Origin of the sequence: Aurantimonas sp. HBX-1 (assembly GCF_021391535.1) — a bacterium.
GTDB lineage: Bacteria > Pseudomonadota > Alphaproteobacteria > Rhizobiales > Rhizobiaceae > Aurantimonas.
In genome coordinates, this window is the sequence record NZ_CP090066.1 from 2,214,054 (window position 1) to 2,232,154 (window position 18,101).

General features: G+C 68.8%; 16 protein-coding genes. 8 read left to right on the top strand and 8 right to left on the bottom strand.

The features are described from left to right. Positions 1-22: 22 nt before the first annotated feature. On the bottom strand, positions 23-1,849 hold the full coding sequence (gene glmS, locus LXB15_RS10535; protein ID WP_233948419.1) for a glutamine--fructose-6-phosphate transaminase (isomerizing): 1,827 nt from the start codon (positions 1,847-1,849) through the stop codon (positions 23-25). 98 nt (positions 1,850-1,947) lie between these two features. Further along, positions 1,948-3,318, bottom strand: a complete 1,371-nt coding sequence (gene glmU, locus LXB15_RS10540; protein ID WP_233948420.1) for a bifunctional UDP-N-acetylglucosamine diphosphorylase/glucosamine-1-phosphate N-acetyltransferase GlmU — start codon at positions 3,316-3,318, stop codon at positions 1,948-1,950. A gap of 432 nt (positions 3,319-3,750) precedes the next feature. On the opposite strand from glmU, the gene metK reads away from it, so the two are divergent. The 4 genes from metK to argC all read left to right on the top strand — a co-directional run bounded on the left by metK (position 3,751) and on the right by argC (position 8,565). Continuing rightward, positions 3,751-5,013, top strand: coding sequence for a methionine adenosyltransferase (gene metK, locus LXB15_RS10545; protein WP_233948421.1), 1,263 nt, complete (start codon positions 3,751-3,753; stop codon positions 5,011-5,013). A 118-nt stretch (positions 5,014-5,131) separates the two neighbouring features. Next, positions 5,132-6,094, top strand: coding sequence for an agmatinase (gene speB, locus LXB15_RS10550; RefSeq protein WP_233948422.1), 963 nt, complete (start codon positions 5,132-5,134; stop codon positions 6,092-6,094). 152 nt (positions 6,095-6,246) lie between these two features. Then, positions 6,247-7,389 (top strand): DegT/DnrJ/EryC1/StrS aminotransferase family protein, encoded by a 1,143-nt coding sequence (locus LXB15_RS10555; protein ID WP_233948423.1) that lies wholly within the window; start codon positions 6,247-6,249, stop codon positions 7,387-7,389. Between the two features lie 120 nt (positions 7,390-7,509). Further along, a complete protein-coding gene (argC, locus tag LXB15_RS10560; protein WP_233948424.1) occupies positions 7,510-8,565 on the top strand; it encodes an N-acetyl-gamma-glutamyl-phosphate reductase in 1,056 nt (351 codons plus the stop codon). 53 nt (positions 8,566-8,618) lie between these two features. Here the strand turns inward: argC and LXB15_RS10565 are convergent, their stop codons facing one another. Continuing rightward, entirely contained in the window at positions 8,619-9,710 is a 1,092-nt protein-coding gene (locus LXB15_RS10565; protein ID WP_233948425.1) for a COX15/CtaA family protein, read from the bottom strand. Positions 9,711-9,862: 152 nt separating this feature from the next. On the opposite strand from LXB15_RS10565, the gene LXB15_RS10570 reads away from it, so the two are divergent. Continuing rightward, positions 9,863-10,072 carry a DUF2842 domain-containing protein gene (locus tag LXB15_RS10570; protein ID WP_233948426.1) on the top strand — a complete coding sequence of 70 codons (210 nt, stop codon included), beginning with the start codon at positions 9,863-9,865 and terminating at the stop codon, positions 10,070-10,072. 15 nt (positions 10,073-10,087) lie between these two features. Here the strand turns inward: LXB15_RS10570 and LXB15_RS10575 are convergent, their stop codons facing one another. Further along, a complete protein-coding gene (locus LXB15_RS10575; protein WP_233948427.1) occupies positions 10,088-11,020 on the bottom strand; it encodes an NAD-dependent epimerase/dehydratase family protein in 933 nt (310 codons plus the stop codon). Positions 11,021-11,156: 136 nt separating this feature from the next. Here LXB15_RS10575 and LXB15_RS10580 point away from each other — a divergent pair, with 136 nt between their 5' ends. After that, positions 11,157-11,711, top strand: coding sequence for a sugar transferase (locus LXB15_RS10580; protein ID WP_233948428.1), 555 nt, complete (start codon positions 11,157-11,159; stop codon positions 11,709-11,711). Here the strand turns inward: LXB15_RS10580 and LXB15_RS10585 are convergent. From LXB15_RS10585 to LXB15_RS10595, 3 genes are all read right to left on the bottom strand, one after another. Beyond that, the gene (locus tag LXB15_RS10585; RefSeq protein ID WP_233948429.1) at positions 11,708-12,958 is read right to left on the bottom strand and encodes an O-antigen ligase; all 1,251 of its coding nucleotides are present in this window, start codon (positions 12,956-12,958) and stop codon (positions 11,708-11,710) included. The two genes, LXB15_RS10580 and LXB15_RS10585, sit on opposite strands and share 4 nt — an antisense overlap. Continuing rightward, positions 12,955-13,707: a glycosyltransferase family 25 protein gene (locus LXB15_RS10590; RefSeq protein ID WP_233948430.1), complete on the bottom strand. Its 753-nt coding sequence runs from the start codon at positions 13,705-13,707 to the stop codon at positions 12,955-12,957. The genes LXB15_RS10585 and LXB15_RS10590 overlap by 4 nt, the downstream gene beginning before the upstream one ends. A gap of 203 nt (positions 13,708-13,910) precedes the next feature. Further along, complete coding sequence (locus LXB15_RS10595) at positions 13,911-14,627, bottom strand: hypothetical protein (protein WP_233948431.1); 717 nt, start codon at positions 14,625-14,627, stop codon at positions 13,911-13,913. A gap of 218 nt (positions 14,628-14,845) precedes the next feature. Here LXB15_RS10595 and LXB15_RS10600 point away from each other — a divergent pair, with 218 nt between their 5' ends. Both LXB15_RS10600 and LXB15_RS10605 read left to right on the top strand, forming a co-directional pair. Further along, the gene (locus LXB15_RS10600; RefSeq protein WP_233948432.1) at positions 14,846-15,409 is read left to right on the top strand and encodes a polysaccharide biosynthesis/export family protein; all 564 of its coding nucleotides are present in this window, start codon (positions 14,846-14,848) and stop codon (positions 15,407-15,409) included. Between the two features lie 221 nt (positions 15,410-15,630). Beyond that, positions 15,631-17,166, top strand: coding sequence for an undecaprenyl-phosphate glucose phosphotransferase (locus tag LXB15_RS10605; protein WP_233948433.1), 1,536 nt, complete (start codon positions 15,631-15,633; stop codon positions 17,164-17,166). Here LXB15_RS10605 and LXB15_RS10610 read toward each other — a convergent pair. After that, on the bottom strand, positions 17,160-17,975 hold the full coding sequence (locus tag LXB15_RS10610) for a 3'(2'),5'-bisphosphate nucleotidase CysQ (protein WP_233948434.1): 816 nt from the start codon (positions 17,973-17,975) through the stop codon (positions 17,160-17,162). The two genes, LXB15_RS10605 and LXB15_RS10610, sit on opposite strands and share 7 nt — an antisense overlap. Between the last annotated feature and the right edge of the window lie 126 nt (positions 17,976-18,101).

Below are 18,101 nucleotides of genomic sequence, written 5' to 3' on the forward strand. Positions count from 1 at the left end.
CTAGTCGAGAAACCCGTCGCCGTTATTCGACGGTGACGGACTTCGCGAGGTTGCGCGGCTGGTCGACATCCGTGCCCATCTGAACGGCCGTGTGATAGGCGAGCATCTGCAGCGGGATGGCGTAGACGATCGGGGTGAGGATCTCCGGCATGTCCGGCAGGACAACCGTGCTCGCCATGTCGCTCCCCGCGCTGGCCGCGCCCTTGGCGTCGGTGAACAGGATGATCCGCCCGCCCCGCGCCGCGACCTCCTGCATGTTCGACATGGTCTTCTCGAAGCTGCGGTCGTGCGGCGCGATGACGATGACCGGCATCGTGTCGTCGATCAGCGCGATCGGCCCATGCTTGAGCTCGCCCGCCGCATAGCCTTCGGCGTGGATGTAGCTGATTTCCTTCAGCTTCAGCGCGCCTTCCATGGCCAGCGGGAAGGAGAAGCCGCGGCCGAGGAACAGCGCGTGGCGCTTGGTCGCCATCTCGCGCGACAGCGCCTCGACGGCATCCTCCAGCGCCAGCGCCTCGTTGGCGAGGCGCGGGACTTCGGAGAGGGCGCGCGTCAGTTCCAGTTCGCGCTCCGGCGAGATCACGCCGCGCGCCACGCCGGCATGGATCGCCAAGGCGGCGAGACTGATCAGCTGGCAGGTGAAGGCCTTGGTCGAGGCAACGCCGATCTCGGGGCCCGCCAGCGTCGGCAGCACGACGTCGCTCTCGCGGGCGATGGTCGATTCCTGCACGTTCACCACCGAGGCGATCCGCAGCCCCTCGGCCTTGGCGTAGCGCAGCGAGGCGAGCGTGTCGGCGGTCTCGCCGGACTGCGAGACGAACAGCGCCAGGTCGACGTCGCCCAGCGGGCTTTCGCGGTAGCGGAACTCCGACGCGACGTCGAGATCGCAGGGAATGCGCGCATAGCGCTCGAAGTAATAACGTCCCACCAGCGCGGCGTAATAGCCGGTGCCACAGGCCGACAGAGCGATGCGGCGGACGCTGGAGAAGTCGAGCGTCTGGCCGCCGGGGATGCGGGTCCGGCCGGTGGTCATGTCGACGAAGGCGCCGAGCGTATGGGAGAGGACCTCCGGCTGCTCGTAGATTTCCTTCTGCATGAAGTGGCGGTGATTGCCCTTGTCGACATAGAAGGCCTTGCCGGTGGAGCGCCGCACCGGGCGGATCACCGCATTGCCGTGCTCGTCGAATATCTCGATCGTCGCATGGCGGACGACGGCCATGTCGCCTTCCTCGAGATAGCGCACCGTGTCGGTGAACGGCGACAGCGCGATGGCGTCGGAGCCGAGGAACATCTCGCCCTCGCCTTCGCCGACCGCGAGCGGGCTGCCCCGCCGCGCGCCGATGATGAGGTTCTCCTCGCCGTCGAACAGGAAGCCGAGCGAGAACGCCCCTTCGAGCCGTCCGAGAACCGCCTGGACGGCCTCCTTGGGTGCCAGCCCCCGCTTCTGCTCGCGGGTGACGAGATGGGCCACGGTCTCGGTGTCGGTCTGGCTCTCGAAGACGGCGCCATCCGCCTCGAGCTCCGCACGCAGTTCCCGGTAGTTCTCGATGATGCCGTTGTGGACAATGGCGAGCTTGCCGGTCATGTGCGGATGAGCGTTGGCCTCGGTCGCCGCGCCGTGCGTCGCCCAGCGCGTGTGGCCGATGCCGATCGTGCCGGACAGCGGGTCGCTCTCCAGCCGACGCTGCAGGTTGACCAGCTTGCCCTCGGCGCGGCGCCGCGTCAGCACGCCGTCCTCCAGGGTCGCCACCCCGGCGGAATCATAGCCGCGATATTCGAGGCGCTTGAGCGCGTCGACGAGCCGGCCCGCGACGGGTTCGTGACTGACGATGCCGATGATGCCGCACATGCTGGAACGAGCCCCTCTGGTCGCGCGATGCCGCCGCGGCGGCACGCGTCTCTACCGCGGCGCAAGGGCCGCGAGGATTCACGATTGGTGACGGGAAGTTACGCCGCGCCGCCGGAATTCGAGCGGGCCGCCTTCGCCGCCTTGTTGCGCTCGATGATCTCGCGGCCGCGGCCGGGCTTGTTGACCTGCCGCTCCCGCGCGATCGCCAGCGCGTCGTCCGGCACGTCGTCGGTGATGACGCTGCCGGTGCCGACATAGGCGCCGTCGCCGATCCGCACCGGCGCGACCAGCGCCGAGTTCGAGCCGATGAACGCCCCGGCGCCGATCTCCGTCAGGTGCTTCAACGCGCCGTCATAGTTGCAGGTGATGGTTCCGGCGCCGATGTTGGCAGCAGCCCCGATCGTCGCATCGCCGACATAGGTCAGGTGGTTGATCTTCGCCCCTTCCCCGACCTCCGCGTTCTTCACTTCGCAGAAATTGCCGACCTTCGCGCCGGCGGCAAGCCGCGTGCCCGGGCGCAGCCGCGCGAACGGGCCGACGGAGACGTTCGGACCGATCGACGTCTGCTCGATGTGGGAGAAGGCGTGGATCGTCGCGCCGGAAGCGACGCTGACGCCCGGCCCGAACACGACGCTCGGCTCGACCGTCACGTCGGCGGCGATCGCGGTGTCGTGCGAGAAATAGACCGTGGCGGGATCCTGCAGCGTGACGCCGTCCAGCATCGCCTTGCGGCGCCGGCGGTCCTGCCACAAAGCCTCGACCGCCGCGAGTTCGACCCGGTTGTTGACGCCCAAGACCTCGTCGGTATCTGTCTCGATCGCCCTGACGCTGCGGCCGGCACGTCGCGCGATCTCCACGAGATCGGTCAGGTAGTATTCGCCCTTGGCATTGGCGTTGCCGATCGCGTCGAGCATCGCCAGGGCGTCGGAACCGGCGAAGGCCATGACACCGGCATTGCAGAAGCCGATCGCGCGCTCCTGCGCGGTGGCGTCCTTTTCCTCCCGGATCGCCACGAGTTCCCCGCCCTCTTCGACGAGGCGCCCGTAGCCGGCCGGATCGGCGGGCCAGAACCCGACGACACAGACGCCGGCGCCCTCGGCCAGCACCTGCCGGGCCCGCGCCAGCGTCTCGGGCCGGATCAGCGGGGTATCGCCGAACAGCACCAGCACGTCGTCAACGCCTTCGGCGATGGCGGCGCGGGCCGCGAGAACCGCATGCGCGGTCCCGAGCCGTTCGTGCTGCGGAAAGCTCCGGACGCTCTCGACCTCCTGCCGGACGGCTGCCTCGACCGCGGCGCCGTCACGGCCGACGACCACGGAGAGATCGCTGGAGCCGGCGGCGGCGGCAGCACGGGCGACATGCCGGATCATCGGCAGGCCGGCGACGGGATGCAGCACCTTCGACATCGAGGATTTCATCCGCGTGCCCTCGCCGGCCGCGAGGATGATCGATAGGCAGCGTCGCGCCATGGTATTCCCGTCTCTTGGTTCGCAAGCGCTGCCCTTAGCACGTGCCGGCAAAGTCTGTGAACGCCCATGCCTGCCCAGCCGCTTCTTGCCGGCCGCCCCGGCAATACGGGTCTGCGCAAACATCCGGCATGCCGCCCCGCCCGCGCATTCTCGCGGAAACCCGGACAGCGATTCCGGGCTCCGGCCGTCCGGAGCGGCGGCAACGGGATGGTGCCGGCTCGCCACGGCGGTTCCGCATCTGCACTCAGCCTCGCCGGCAGGCCCCAAACGGCCGGTTTTTGCTTGACGCCGCCGCGCGTTTCCCGCAAAGCGCCCGCGGTCGGGGCCGCGCAGAATCGCCGCACACCCCGCCATCGCGTAGGAACGCCAGGTCGCATCGCGGCGATGCAGGCGGCTCCCGCGTGCTTCTCTTTGCCGAGGACGGGGTCATCAATGGCACGACTGGATTACGTATTCACGAGCGAGAGCGTGTCGGAAGGCCATCCGGACAAGGTCTGCGACCGGATTTCCGACGAGATCGTCGATCTGGTCTACCGCGAGGCGAAGAAGACCGGCGTCGATCCCTGGTCGGTGCGCATCGCCTGCGAGACGCTGGCGACGACCAACCGCGTCGTGATTGCCGGCGAGGTCCGGCTGCCGAAGTCTCTGATGAAGACCGACAAGCACGGCAACGAGGTGATCAACCCGTCGCGGTTCAAGTCGGCGGCGCGCCGCGCGATCCGCGACATCGGCTACGAGCAGGACGGCTTCCACTGGAAGACGGCGAAGATCGACGTGCTGCTGCACTCGCAGTCGGCCGACATCGCGCAGGGCGTCGACCGCGCCGCCGATGGGGTCAACGGTGCCAATCATCCCGCCGAGGGCGCCGGCGACCAGGGCATCATGTTCGGCTATGCCTGCCGTGAGACGCCGGAACTGATGCCGGCGCCGATCTACTACGCCCACAAGATCCTGGAAATCCTCGCCAAGGCCCGCAAGTCCGGCCAGGGCGAGGCTGCCAAGCTCGGACCGGACGCCAAGAGCCAGATCACCGTGCGCTATGCGGACGGAAAGCCGGTCGAGGTGACGCAGATCGTCCTGTCGACGCAGCACACCGACGAAAGCTGGGACTCCGCCAAGGTCCGCGAAGTCGTCGAACCCTATATCCGCGAAGCGCTGCGCGACCTGCCGGTGGCCGAGGACTGCGTCTGGTACATCAACCCGACCGGCAAGTTCGTGATCGGCGGACCCGACGGCGACGCCGGGCTGACCGGCCGCAAGATCATCGTCGACACCTATGGCGGCGCAGCCCCGCATGGCGGCGGCGCATTCTCCGGCAAGGACACGACCAAGGTCGACCGCTCGGCGGCCTATGCGGCACGCTACCTCGCCAAGAACGTCGTGGCTGCCAAGCTCGCCGACCGCTGCACCATCCAGATCGCCTATGCGATCGGCGTGGCGCAGCCGCTTGCGATCTATGTCGACCTGCACGGCACCGGCCACGGCGTCGGCGAGGAACAGATCGAGAAGGCCATCCGCGAAGTGATGGACCTGTCGCCCACCGGCATCCGGCAGCATCTCGACCTCAACAAGCCGATCTATGCCAAGACCTCGGCCTACGGTCATTTCGGCCGCAAGGCGGGCCGTGACGGCACCTTCTCCTGGGAGAAGACCGACATCGCCCAGAAACTGAAGACGGCCGCCCTCGGCCGCTGACGCATCCGACACCGTGCCTGCCCGCAACGAGCGGGCGGGCACGCTGGCCCATCCGCCGGGCGGCCGCCCGAACCGACCTGGCAGCCGCGCCGATCGCGCCACGACGAGGGTCTTCCGGATGACGCGCAAGAGCATCGACCACGCCTTCACCAGCCAGAGCGCGCTCGGAGCGGCCGGGGACCCGACCTATGCGGGTGCCCTCTCCTTCATGCGCCGCCGCCTGACCAAGGCGCCCGACGGCGCCGACGTCACGGTCTGGGGCGTTCCCTTCGACGCGTCGGTCTCCAACCGGCCGGGAAGCCGCTTCGGGCCGCAGGCGCTGCGGCGTGCCTCGGCGATCTTCGACAACGACCCCCAGTATCCCTTCGACCGGGACCTGTTCGCGGCGATGAGCGTCGTCGACTACGGCGACTGCGCGCTCGACTACCGCCTACCCGAGACGGCGCACGAGACCATCCGGCGCGAGGCGGACGCGATCCTGGCGCATACCGGCTTCCTGCTGACGTTCGGCGGCGACCACTCGATCACCTTTCCGCTGCTCCAGGCGCACGTCGCCCGGCACGGCAAGCTGTCGCTGGTGCAGTTCGACGCGCACCAGGATACCTGGCCGGTGGCCATCGGCTCGCACGATCGGCCGCGGGTGGACCACGGGTCCTTCGTCAAGGCGGCGGTGGACGCCGGCCTGATCGATCCCGCCACCTCCATCCAGATCGGCATAAGGACCCACGCGCCGGAGGATTGCGGCATCGCGATCATCGACGGCGAGGCCGTGGAGGAGATGACCGGCGCCGCCATCGCCGAGCAGATCCTTGCCCGCACGGCGGGCAACAGCGTGTATCTCAGCTTCGATATCGACTGCCTGGACGCGGCCTTCGCGCCCGGCACCGGCACGCCGGTCGCCGGCGGGCCTACCAGCGCGAAGATCCTCTCCGTCCTGCGCCGGCTCGGCTCGTTGTCGCTGGTCGGCGCCGATGTCGTGGAAGTCTCGCCGCCCTACGACCACGCCGACATCACCGCGATTGCGGGCGCGACGGTGGCGATGTACGTGCTCGGTCTGCTGGCCGAGCGCAAAGGCGCCTGAGGCCGCCCGCCGCAGGGCCGCAAGGGGCGCCGCGATGCCTCGCCAGCGAAACGTGATTCACTGACACGATTGTTGAATGGCGCCCCCGGCGAAATTCGCCCACCAGCGACGGGAGCCGGACCCCCGGCGATTCGGCACCTGGACAGGCCCCCATGACCCAGACCATTCCCTTCATCGACCTTGCCACGCAACGCGACCGGATTCGCGACAAGGTCGACCGCCGAATGGCCGCGGTGCTCGACCACGGCGCCTTCATCCTGGGACCCGAGATCCGCGAGCTCGAGGCAGCCCTGTCCGACTTCGGCAAGATGGCGCACACGCTTTCCTGCGCCTCCGGCACCGACGCCCTAGCGCTGCCGCTGATGGCCTGGGACGTGAAGGTCGGCGACGCCGTGTTCTGCCCAAGCTTCACCTTCGCGGCGACCGCCGAGGTGGTGGCCTGGCTCGGCGCGACGCCCTATTTCGTCGACGTCGATCCGGACACGTTCAACATGGACGCCGCCAGCCTCGAAGCGGCGATCGCCGAGGTCGAAGCCGGCGGCAAGTTGCGGCCGCGGGCGATCATCGCGGTGGACCTGTTCGGCCAGCCGGCGGACTATCCGGCGATCCGCAAGATCGCCGACGCGCACGGGCTGAAGCTCATCTCCGATGCGGCCCAGGGTTATGGCGGCACGATCGACGGCGAGTTGTCGAGCCGCTGGTCGCATGTCGTGTCGACCAGCTTCTTCCCGGCCAAGCCGCTCGGCTGCTACGGCGACGGCGGCGCGGTGCAGACCGACGACGCCGAGCTGTTCGACGTCATGGCGTCGCTGCGCGTCCACGGTCAGAACGTCGAGGACAAATACGACAACATCCGCATCGGCATGAACGCCCGCATGGATACGCTGCAGGCGGCGATCCTCTTGGAAAAGCTGGCGATCTTCCCGGACGAGCTCGCCGCGCGCTCGCGCGTTGCCGCGCGCTACTCGGCGCGGCTGTCGAACATCGCGACGCCGCAGAAGCTGCTGCGCGACGCCACCTCCACCTGGGCGCAGTACACGGTGCGGCTGCCGGCCGGCGCCGACCGGGCAGCGGTAGCCGCGTCGCTGCGCGAGGCGGGCGTTCCGACGGCGATCTACTATCCGAAGCCGCTGCACCAGCAGACGGCTTACAGCCGCTTCCCGGTCGTCGGCGGGGCGCTTCCGGTCTCGGATGCGTTGGCGAAGGACGTGATCAGCTTGCCGATGCACGCCTATCTGGACGAGCCGACGCAGGACCACATCATCGAGGCGCTGGCCACCGCCCTCGCCGCCTAAGGCTTCCGCCGAACCTGTTCCGCGGTTCGCCACCCTCTGGACGTTGCGAGGAAAGTGCGTAAATGCCGGCGGCGCGTGCGGACGATCGTCGGCGCCGCGGCAGAATGATGGGAATGGACGATGACAGACAAGATCCGGATCGGGGTACTGGGCGCGAGCGGCTATACGGGCGCTGATCTGGTGCGCCTTGCCGCCCGCCATCCGGCCGTCGAGATCGGCGTGCTGACCGCGAACAGCCACGCGGGCAAGCCGATGCGCGCGGTGTTCCGGCATTTTTCGCATATCGACCTGCCGGACCTCGTGCGCATCGACGAAGCCGACTGGGGCAGCGTCGACGCGGTGTTCTGCGGGCTGCCGCACGGCACCACCCAGGCGATCACCCGCGAGATCTTCGCGACCTATCCCGACACGAAGATCATCGACATGTCGGCCGACTTCCGACTGCGGGATGCCGCGGTCTACAAGGAGTGGTACGGGCTCGACCATGGCGCCATGGATATCCAGGGCGAGGCGGTCTACGGGCTCACCGAGATCTACCGGGACGCGATCCGCGATGCGCGGCTGATCGCCTGCCCCGGCTGCTACCCGACCGCCGTCCTGCTCTCCCTCGTGCCGCTGGCACGGGCCGGGCTGATCGACACGGCCGATATCGTCATCGACGCGAAGTCGGGCGTGTCAGGCGCCGGCCGCAGCCTGAAGGAGAACACGCTGTTCTGCGAGGCTGGCGAAGGCATCTCGCCCTACGCGGTCGGCAAGCATCGTCACATGGCGGAAATCGAGCAGGAGATCGCCGTTGCGGCCGGCATCCCGGACGCGCGGATCAACTTCACCCCTCATCTGATCCCGATGAGCCGCGGCGAACTCTGCACCAGCTATGTCCGTCTGGCGGGCGGCGCGACCGCGTCAGACCTTCGCGACCGGCTGGCCGAGGCCTATGCCGACGAGCCCTTCGTGACCGTGCTGGAAGACGGCGTGCTGCCGCAGACCCAGATGGTGCGCGGCTCGAACTATGTGGCGATGAACGTCGTGCCGGACCGCATCCCCGGACGCGCCATCGTGATCTCGGCACTGGACAATCTGGTGAAGGGTTCGGCCGGCCAGGCAATCCAGAACTTCAACGTCGCCTTCGGCCTTGAGGAAACGCTCGGCATCGAGCAGCTGCCGCTCTTCCCTTGAATTCAAGCCGGAGAAGTCTCTGTCCCGGACGGGTAGAGGCTTCTCCAACCGGCCTACCGCGCGAGATAGGCGCGCTCGGGATATTCGCCCTTCAGGCTGCGCAGATGGACCACGGCCATCGCCAGCACCACGACGCCGCCGGCCTGGTGCGCCAGGCCCCAGCCGATCGGCACGGCGAGCAGCAGCGTGACGATGCCGATCGAGGCCTGCGCCAGCACCAGGAAGAACAGCACCAGCGCCACCCTGGCGTGGCGCGTGCCGGGCGCGAGCATCAGCGACGCCGCTGCGTGCGCGGCGACGACCGCGAACAGCGTGTAGGCGCCCATCCGGTGCACGAACTGCACGGTCATGACGTTCTCGAAGAAGTTGCGCCAGGCCGGCTGCATGGTGAGCAGACCGCCGGGGATCCAGGCGCCGTCCATGAGCGGCCAGGTGTTGAAGGTGAGCCCGGCATTGAGCCCGGCGACCAGCCCGCCGAGATAGATCTGCACGAAGGTCAGGAACAGGATCAGGCCGGCGACGCCGATCGATCCCCGCGACGGCGGCGCCTCGAAGCGCGGTCGGGCGAGGCCCCGCGCCACCCAGATAATCGCCGCGAAGATGATGCAGGCGATCGTCAGGTGCGTCGCCAGACGATACTGGCTGACGTCGGTACGCACGCTCAGACCGGACGCGACCATCCACCAGCCGATGCCGCCCTGCAGCGCCCCGAGGGCGAGAATCCCGAGCAGCCGCGGCTTAAGGAACGGCTCGATCCGACCGGTCAGCCAGAAGAACGCCAGCGGAAGGGCGAAGACGATGCCGACGCCGCGCGCGAGGAAGCGATGCGCCCATTCCCACCAGTAGATGGTCTTGAACTCGTCGAGGCTCATGCCCCGGTTGATCTGCTGGTATTGCGGGATCTGCCGGTAGAGGTCGAATTCCTCCTGCCACTCCTCCGTCGAGAGCGGCGGCACGACCCCGTGGATCGGCTTCCACTCGGTGATCGACAGGCCCGATTCGGTGAGGCGCGTGGCGCCGCCGACGACGATCAACGCGAAGATCACCAAAGCGACGGCATAGAGCCAGGCGCGGATGGCCGAACGGTTGCGGTCCCGCGGCGAGACCACCGACGGCGCGGCGGCGGAAGAAGCCATTGTGTTCATGACGTTCGCATGGCACGCGGCATGGGGCGGATCAAGGGCGCGAAGGTCGCAGGCCAGGCACTGGAAAGAGCCGGCCCCGGCGTCCATAGAGAGGCGGCGCGCCCCGTCTCCGGCAGACTGCCGCGGGCGCGGTTGTCAGTGGAAGGCCTTCCATGCCCGTCAGGCTCAAGAAATTCCTCGGCGCGATCATCCTGATCGTGCTGGTCGTCGTCTACGCCGTCCTCGCGACCGCCATTGCGACGGTCTATCTCGCCGCGTCGAGCGGCTGGGTCCACCTCGCCTATTTCCTGTTCAGCGGCATCCTCTGGGTCGTGCCGGCGATGCTGGTGATCAAATGGATGGAGACCGCGCCCCGCCGCTAGCCTGGCCGGCGCTGGTCAGAGAATCCCGTCCGCGGCCATGCGCTTCAACCGCTCGGCGGTCTCGGCTCCTGGGCGCCATCCCAACCGCTGCTGCAGGTGGCTAGTATCGAGGACGAAGGGGGTCGCCAGGCCGCGCCAGCGCACCGCCCTGCCCGTCCAGCCGGCGGCCGCTCCCATAAGACCCACCGGAGCCGGCAGCACCATCGCCCGGCGTCCCCACCCCTCGCGCAGGGCGCGCACGATGTCGGCGGGCGCCAGCGGTCCGTTGTCGGCGACCAGGAATGTCTCGCCCGCCGCAGCGGAATGCTCCAGAGAAAGCGTGATCACGTCGCACAGCTGGTCGACCGCGACGAGGCTGCGTGGCGCGCCGAGACTTGCCAGCGGCAGCGGCAGCTTGCGCCGGGCCAGCCCCAGCAGGGACGCGAAACCGCCGCGCGCGCCAGCGCCGTAGACCGGGGCGGGACGCAGGACGCAGCCTTGCGTCCCGGTTCCCGCGAGCGCGTCCCAGAACGTCGCCTCCGCTTCCGCCTTGGAAGCGGCATAGGCGCTGGCAGGCGCCAGCGAATCGCCCTCGCGAACGAGCCCCTCGTGCGGCGCGTGAACGTTGGCGGTGCTGACCAGGATCATCCGACCGACCCCCTCGCGGCCGGCACGCCGCGCCAGCGCCGCGGTCGCCTCGACATTGGCGCGGCGCAGCGCCGGCAGGTCGCCGGCCAGCGCCTCCCTCCGAACGGGGTTGAGCGCCGCCAGGTGCACAGCGGCCTCGATGCCGTCCGGCCAGGATTGCCACGCCTCGATATCCGCGATGTCGGCCGGGCCCTGAATCGTGCCGGGACCGCGCCCCGCCCCACCGCGCGTCAGCGCTACCACGTCGTGCCCCTGCTCCCGCAGCCGGGGCGTGAGGTGCCGGCCGACGAAACCGCCCGAGCCGGTCAGCAGGATGCGCATGAGAAGTCCCCGTGTGTCTGGTCAGGCCGTCGTGCAGACTCTAGAGCAGGAACCGGTGCGCGGCGGCAAGGCGGCGCACATCCGGTGCCGGTCCCTGGGCTGGCGTCCTGTCTCGATCCTTCGCGGGAACGGCCTGATGAAACGTCTCTTCGATTTCGCCGTCAGCGCGGCGGCTCTCGTCGTCCTCGGATGGCTGATCCTGGCGCTGGTCGTCCTGATCCGCCTGACATCTCCGGGTCCCGGCCTGTTCCTGCAGGAAAGGGTCGGCCGCGGCCGGAAGATCTTCCGCTGCTGCAAGCTGCGGACGATGGCCGAGGGCACGCCGCATGTGGCGACGCACCACGCCACGGCCGCAAGCATCACCGGCCTCGGCCGCCGGCTGCGGCGGGTCAAGCTCGACGAGTTGCCGCAGCTGTGGAACGTCCTGAAGGGCGAGATGAGCCTGGTCGGTCCCCGCCCCTGCCTGCCGGTGCAGGCGGAGCTGATCGCGGCGCGCGAGCGGCGCGGCGTCTTCGCGTTGCGCCCGGGCATCACGGGCCGGGCGCAGGTCATGGGCGTCGACATGTCCGACCCGGAACGCCTGGCCCAAATCGACGCCGAATACGCGGCGTCGCAGTCGTTCTTCGGGGACCTGAAACTCCTGGCGCAGACCTTCTTCGGGGCCGGCCGGGGCGATCGGGTCGCGCTCTAGGCCTGACGCCGGGCCACACGGACCGCGGGACGGGTCGAGTATCGAACCCGGAACGCCTCCCGCCGGATCGAGACGAGGACCAGCGTCATGAACGAGAAGGTCGACAGGACCATCCATTCGTTCAGCAGCACCCCATGGAAGGAGCCGAAGGTGACGACGAGGAACACGAAGGCGTAGGACGTCTCGACGACCCGCCCGCCGGGCGCCGCCCGGGTCACCTGGACCAGGAACACGCCGAAGATCCCGATCAGAAGGACGAGGCCGACCAGCCCGTTCGATGCCGCCTCGTCGAGAAACAGATTGTGCAGGTGGGTGAAGCTGCCGACATAGATGGCATTGTCGGCGCCGACAGCATCCGCGACCGCGGCCACCCGGTTGGTGCTGCCGACACCCGTCAGCGGGTGGTCGGCGACGACGGCTAGCGTCCCGGCCCACATGACCGCCCGAACGTCGACCGATCCGGTCGCGACCCCGGTCTCTTCCAGCTGCTGGATCTCCTCGAGACCGGCGTCCCAGCGTGTCTCGATCAGCGAGGTGGCCGGCACCGCGACCGCGAGGACCGCGGCCGCCGCCGGCAACGCCAGCCACCGCATGCGACTCGGCACTTCGCGCCACCGCGGCAGCAGCGCCATGAGATCGAAAACGGCGACGAGGAGGTAGACGAACCAGGCGGCGCGCGTGCCGGTCATGAGCACCGGAACCAGCGAGACATAGGTCCACAGCCGGCTGTTGGGCAGATAGGCTTCCGGCCGCTGCGCCTCCATCCGCGCCGCCAGGCCCGCGACCGCGACGAGGAACGCGAGGATCGCCTCGTTGAGCCCGAGCCCCAGGCGATTGTCGTTGAGCAGCGGATCGAACGGGATCAGCACCAGCACGGCGAGGATCGCCAGCCGCGAGCCAAGGATCAGCGTGTCGAGCGGCTGCCGGACCAGGCTGATCGACATCGGCAGGAAAACGAAGCCGAGCATGATCCCGCAATAGGTCAGGAACCGGTTGTCGAGAATCGGTTCGTTGCGGGCGACGACGAGGACCACCGACCACGCGACATAGCAGACGATGGCCCAGGAGAATGCCGGGTCGGCATAGCGCCAGGTGCGGTGCCGGGCGAAGCCGAGATTGACGCCGATCAGGCCGAACAGGCTGAAGACCCATTTGGCGAGCGGATTGCCGAGGACCAGCATCACCACACCAAGGGTCAGGAACGGCGAATCGAACGGCCGTCGGGCCAGGAGCCATCGCTTGATCATGCGCGGTCCGCTCCCCTCGCCGCGTAGATGCCGCGGCGAAAGAGCTCCGACGTGCGGAAGGCCAGGGTCGTCAGCCGCCGCCAGGGCGCAAGCCGCGCCGCCGCGTATTTCTTCGTGCCGCCGATCAGGCTCTTCTTGGTCGCCGGATTGCTGGCGACGAGATCGGGCCGGACGTGGCGGACGCGAATGCCATGCGCCCAGCCGCGCTCGAGCGCCACGTCGTAGGGCAGCCGCATCGGAACGAGTTGCTCCCGCAGGATCTTCGCCGCCCGGCGATTGATCAGATAGCAGGCGGAACTGCCGGTCGGACCGAACCAGGCGAGCCCGAGTTCGCCACCGCCCGGTAGCCGTCGGCGCGCGCGCAAGGCCGGCAGGCGGTGATGCATCAGCTTGACGAGATCCCAGTCGTCGACCGCGGCGATCGCCTCGACGGCGGACCGGAATCCCGGGCCTGGCCGGACATCGTCCTCGAAGATCACCGCGGCATCGGCATCGCTCGCCAGGAAATCGTCGAAGGCGCCGAGATGGCTGGCATAGCAACCATACTCGCCATCCATCGGAACCTTGCCATGCAGGCGCCTGAACCCCGCCTCGTCGAGGACGGCGTCCCGTTCCTGGACAGGCGCGGCGGCGCCGTCCACGGCTGGCACGCGCTGCAAGGTCAGCCCGCTCAGCGCGGCATCCGCCGAGATGGCGGCGAGGCGGTCGGGCGACCGGTCGAGATTGATGACGTAGTAGACGATCTTCAAGCGGTGACTTTCGCATGCAGGGCCGTGGCGGTCGGGCGCCGCCTCGAAAGCCCGTATCGCGAGCAGGTGTCAAGGCGGGGTGCCTCGTCGCCTGCGGCAATGGGCTCAACAACCCACCAATTGCGGCATTGCGATGCTTTCTCGTCGCGCGAGCACGCGTTCCGCCCTCGAAGCTGGCGAAAAGCCCGCACGGTGCGGCCGATTCAGTCAGACCCGGAACCCGCAATCTGCATGACCACCACGTCCTCGAGCCCAATCGATGCCAGCGCGGCGGCGATCGCGGCGACGGCCGCATGTTCGTCGGCAGCGGCTGCGACGACGACGGCCGTATGCTCGTCGAGGAGGGCGGGGAGCCGGTCGAGGCTGGCGCGGTCGAACTCGACGACGCAGCATTCATAGGTCTGCTTCAAGGCCGACAGCGTCAGCGGCAGGTGCGCCGACCACTGTTCCCCCGGCGCATGCGCGCCGAACCCGCCGGACGGGACGATGTGGGCGGCGGAGTGGCGGTCGCGGTGAATCGCCTGCGCGAACGTGATCGTCCCGGCGGCGACCGCGGCGACCCCCTGCTGCTCGCGTCCAAGCCCGGTCAGGCCGGCAACGCGATGTCCGCGCGTCAGGTCGACCAGGATCGCCGCCGTGCCCAGCGACGCGAAGCCACGGACGAGGTCGACGCCGCCCGGATGCCGCTCGGCGTCGACCGACAGCACGACCAGCCGCGCCAGGTCGCCGAGTTGCGCCGCGGCGACGATCTCCGCGACGCTCGCCGCGGCCGGGTCCGGGCGCGCCGGCGGCGCCTCACCCTGGCTCGCAACGGCCGTCAGATGGGCTCCTTTCGCCGGGGTGCCGCCCGCCGCCCGATAGGGGCGTTGCGCGGCCCTCAGCTGGTCGACGGGACCGCCGAAATCGGGACTGGTGATCAAAGCATTCTCCGGACTTCGCTGTCGGCGCACCCGGCAGCCGGATGGCCGGCGGGTTTGCTGTCTCCCGAGTGGCCCCCATGGTGACGGTCCGGTCGTCACCGCCGCGTTAAGACTGGCATCTCCTTCGGCACCCCAAGCAGCTTTACCGCGGATTAACCATAACGAACTATCAACGTCTCAGCTGCCTGCCGCCCACGGCGGGAACGGACGGAACGGACATGATGCGAAGGACCACCCTGGCGCTCATCGGCGCGATGATGGCGGCACTGGCGGGATGCGCTTCCTACAAGCCGGTTGCGCCAGCCTTTCATGCCGTCCTCAATCAGCCGTACCGGCTCGACAGCGGCGACGTGCTGCGCGTCACCGTCTTCGAGCAGACGGGGCTGACCAACGCCTATCCGGTCGACAAGGCCGGCTACCTCTCCTTTCCGCTGATCGGCCTGGTCCCCGCGCGCGGCCGCACCACGCATGAGCTCGAACAGGTGCTGGCCGACCGGCTGCGGGGTGGCTACCTGGTGGATCCGGACGTCACGGTGCAGGTCGACCAGTACCGTCCCTTCTTCATCATGGGCGAGGTCACGACGGGTGGCCAGTACACCTACGTCCCCGGCATGACCGTCCAGAAGGCCGTCGCCATCGCCGGTGGCTTCACGCCCCGGGCCGAGCAGGAATCGGTCGACATCACCCGGCAGGTCGGGGGCCGCATCCTCACCGGGCGCGTGCTGACCTCCGATCCCATCGTCCCCGGCGACACGCTCTACATACGCGAGCGCTGGTTCTAGGGGATCGCCCGCCCGCAGCGGGGCGAAAGCAACGATCCCGGCGCTTTCCGGCCGACGAGGAAACGCTCGGGAACGGCCGCTGCGTCGAATGCGTCGCTGCGCGGCAACGCATTCTTAGCCGCCCTGTGCCAGTGTGCGCGCGAGCAGGCCCCGACCCGACGCGACCGGAGATACGGCGGAGCGTGGTGCGTCGGCCGGTATTTCGGGCGGAAGCAACGTACATGGCGAATATCGAGGATGGCCTGCCGTTCACCCGGGAAGCACTGCGGGCGTTCCGGTCGGAGCCGACCGACGAGGCGACCGCGCTGAACGCCTTCGCCCGGCGCGCTGCGCTGCAGTACCAGAACGACTTCATCACGCCGCGCCTGCTGGCCGGCCTGTGGCGCGGCATCGAGTTCGCGCTCCTGATGGGTCTCGGCCTGCTGATCTTCACCCTCTATGTCGGCTCGTCCAGCCATCTGTGGCTGTCCTACCTGCTCCTGTCGGTGCTCGGCGCCGCCGCCGGCGTGGTCGCCATCGGCCTGGTGGACGGATACGACCTCGCGATTTTGAAGGGCAGCCTCCTGCAGCTCTGGCGCGTCGCGTTGGCCTGGGCAGGCACGCTGTCGCTGCTCACCGCGGCGCTGTTCTTCCTGTTCAACGACGGTGCGCATTCGCGTGTCTGGCTCGGGACCTGGTTCGTCGCCGGCCTGGCGACGCTGGCGCTCGGGCGCTTCGTGCTGCGCGCCAAGATCCGCCGCTGGGCGCGCAACGGCCGCATGGAACGGCGCGCGGTGGTTGTCGGTGGCGGCCAGGGCGCCGAGACGCTGATCCGCGGGCTCGAGGGCCAGCAGGACAGCGACATCCGGATCTGCGGCATCTTCGACGATCGTGACGATTCCCGCTCGCCTCCGCTCGTCGCCGGCTATCCCAAGCTCGGCAATATCCGCGAGTTGGTGGAGTTCGCCCGCCTTGCCCGCATCGACATGCTGATCGTCACGCTGCCGCTGTCGGCGGAGCAGCGCCTGCTTTCGATGCTGAAGCACCTCTGGGTGCTGCCGCTGGACATCCGCCTCTCGGCCCATTCGGCGCAGCTGCGCTTCCGGCCCCGCACCTATTCCTATGTCGGCGACATCCCGCTGATCGACGTCTTCGACCAGCCGCTCGCCGACTGGGACCGCGTCGGCAAGCGGCTGTTCGACGTGGTGTTCGCCAGCCTCGCGCTGGTGGCGCTGGCGCCGCTGATGCTTGGCACGGCCCTCGCCATCAAGCTGGATTCGCGGGGACCGGTGCTGTTCCGCCAGAAGCGCCACGGCTTCAACAACCAGATCGTCGAGATCTACAAGTTCCGCTCGCTCTTCCACGAGATGTCCGATCCGCTGGCCCGGCAGATCGTCACGCGGAACGACAAGCGGGTCACCCCCGTCGGCCGCTTCATCCGCCGCACCTCGATCGACGAGCTGCCGCAGCTGTTCAACGTCCTCAGGGGCGAGCTGTCGCTCGTCGGGCCGCGCCCGCACGCCGTCCACGCCATCTCCAGCTGCAACGAGACCTTCGTGCAGATCGTCGACGGCTATTTCGGCCGGCACAAGGTCAAGCCGGGCATCACCGGCTGGGCGCAGATCAAGGGCTGGCGCGGCGAGATCGACCGCCCCGACAAGCTCGAGAAGCGCTTCGAGCACGACCTCTACTACATCGAGAACTGGTCGCTGCTCCTCGACCTCTACATCCTGGTCATGACCCCGCTCAGCCTGCTGAAGTCCGAGTCGGCCTACTGATCGGGCCCGGGCAGTATGCCCGGGCGGCGCAGCAGCGAGCGATCGCCCACGGCGATGAAGTCGGGATTGGCGAAGGGGTCCTCGCCCGGCATCCCCGTCAGGCCGTACGGCAGTGGCATGCCGTCGGTGCGCACCGTCAGGCCGCCGGCGGCTCGCAGGATCGCGTCCCCCGCGGCGGTGTCCCACTGCATGGTGCGACCGAAGCGCGGATAGAGATCGGCCTTGCCTTCGGCGAGCAGGCAGAATTTCAGCGACGAACCGATGGACGCCCAGTCACCCACGGTGACCCCCGACAGATACGCCTCGGTTTCCGGCGTCATGTGGCTGCGGCTGGCGACCACGTCGACCGCCGACAGCGCCGGGCGGGTGCCGAGCGGATGCACCTCTCCGTCGCGCTCGACGACCGGCGCAGAGCCGACACCGCCATGGAACACCGCGCCTGTGGCCGGAATACCGACGCAGCCGAACACCGGGATTCCCGCTTCGATCAGCGCGACATTGACCGTGTAGTCGGGCGTGCCGGCGATGAAGCTCTTGGTGCCGTCGAGCGGATCGATGAGCAGGAAGCGGCGGTCGAGTTCGGGAACCTGCCCGGCGGCGAACCGCTCCTCGGCGATGATCGGGATGGACGAGGCTGGTTCGATGACCGCGAGAATGGCGCGCTCGGCGGCCTCGTCGGCCTCCGTCACCGGCGACCGGTCCGCCTTGTAGGCCACCTCGCCTGCCGCCGCCGTTCGCGCGACGATGGCCGCCATGCCCGCCCGGACGGCCTCGACGATTAGCGCCGGATCGATTGCAGGTCCCGTCACGACGTCACTCCCGGACTCGTTGGCCGCGCGTCGCAATGCATGCCAGCCGGCACAGCAAGAATCTCCGTCGCAGGCCTCCATTTCCGGAGGCATATCGACTATGGCAGACAGTCACAGGACGATCCA

Excerpts from the sequence above, each read along its gene's own strand:
- argC (WP_233948424.1), top strand. The coding sequence starts at position 7,510 with ATGACAGACAAGATCCGGATCGGGGTACTGGGCGCGAGCGGCTATACG.
- LXB15_RS10605 (WP_233948433.1), top strand. The coding sequence starts at position 15,631 with ATGGCGAATATCGAGGATGGCCTGCCGTTCACCCGGGAAGCACTGCGG.
- speB (WP_233948422.1), top strand. The coding sequence starts at position 5,132 with ATGACGCGCAAGAGCATCGACCACGCCTTCACCAGCCAGAGCGCGCTC.
- glmS (WP_233948419.1), bottom strand. The coding sequence starts at position 1,849 with ATGTGCGGCATCATCGGCATCGTCAGTCACGAACCCGTCGCGGGCCGG.
- glmU (WP_233948420.1), bottom strand. The coding sequence starts at position 3,318 with ATGGCGCGACGCTGCCTATCGATCATCCTCGCGGCCGGCGAGGGCACG.
- LXB15_RS10565 (WP_233948425.1), bottom strand. The coding sequence starts at position 9,710 with ATGAACACAATGGCTTCTTCCGCCGCCGCGCCGTCGGTGGTCTCGCCG.
- LXB15_RS10555 (WP_233948423.1), top strand. The coding sequence starts at position 6,247 with ATGACCCAGACCATTCCCTTCATCGACCTTGCCACGCAACGCGACCGG.
- LXB15_RS10580 (WP_233948428.1), top strand. The coding sequence starts at position 11,157 with ATGAAACGTCTCTTCGATTTCGCCGTCAGCGCGGCGGCTCTCGTCGTC.
- LXB15_RS10585 (WP_233948429.1), bottom strand. The coding sequence starts at position 12,958 with ATGATCAAGCGATGGCTCCTGGCCCGACGGCCGTTCGATTCGCCGTTC.
- LXB15_RS10570 (WP_233948426.1), top strand. The coding sequence starts at position 9,863 with ATGCCCGTCAGGCTCAAGAAATTCCTCGGCGCGATCATCCTGATCGTG.
- LXB15_RS10575 (WP_233948427.1), bottom strand. The coding sequence starts at position 11,020 with ATGCGCATCCTGCTGACCGGCTCGGGCGGTTTCGTCGGCCGGCACCTC.
- LXB15_RS10600 (WP_233948432.1), top strand. The coding sequence starts at position 14,846 with ATGATGCGAAGGACCACCCTGGCGCTCATCGGCGCGATGATGGCGGCA.
- metK (WP_233948421.1), top strand. The coding sequence starts at position 3,751 with ATGGCACGACTGGATTACGTATTCACGAGCGAGAGCGTGTCGGAAGGC.